Origin of the sequence: Micromonospora sp. NPDC005298 (genome assembly GCF_040607375.1) — a bacterium.
Taxonomy (GTDB): Bacteria; Actinomycetota; Actinomycetes; order Mycobacteriales; family Micromonosporaceae; genus Micromonospora.
In genome coordinates, this window is sequence record NZ_JBEXGP010000029.1 from 70,145 (window position 1) to 70,746 (window position 602).

Sequence of the window (602 nt, forward strand, 5' to 3'; positions counted from 1 at the left end):
AACCACCCTCGCGGTCACCGCCCCGGAAGCCACCCTCACGCGGAGCACCGGACCGCGAACCATCCCGGTCGCCACCACGGAAACCACCCTCGCGGGGCGCACCCGAGCGCGAACCGTCCCGGAAACCACCCTCGCGGCGGTCACCACCACGGAAACCGCCGTCGCGCGGAGCACCGGAACGCGACCCGTCACGGTCGCCACCACGGAAACCACCCTCGCGGCGATCACCACCACGGAAACCGCCGTCGCGCGGAGCACCGGAACGCGAACCGTCACGGTCGCCACCACGGGAACCAGCATCGCGGCCGCCGGCGTATCCGCCACGGGCGCCGCCAGCGTTGTCACGGTCGCCCCGGTACGGGGGCCGGTCGCGGTCGTCACGGCGCGGGCCGCGGTCGCGCCCAGCCGAGCCGTCAGTACGGTCTTCGTGGCGACGGGGACGATCTCCGCCCTGCGGTCCTGAACTCACAGGTACATCCTTCCTGATTGCGCCACCAATGGCGCTACGCAGTCGAGGGCCGACCCTCATGGGGCGGCCCTCGACTGGAAGATTGTCCGGCGGCGTCCTACTCTCCCACACCCTCACGAGTGCAGTACCATCG

The 602-nt window shown here is 71.4% G+C and carries 1 protein-coding gene; it reads right to left on the reverse strand.

Features of this window, described 5'->3' with window-relative positions:
• The coding region (locus ABZS77_RS27120; protein WP_354828426.1) for a hypothetical protein at nucleotides 1–345 on the reverse strand (345 nt) is incomplete at its 3' end.
• Between the last annotated feature and the right edge of the window lie 257 nt (nucleotides 346–602).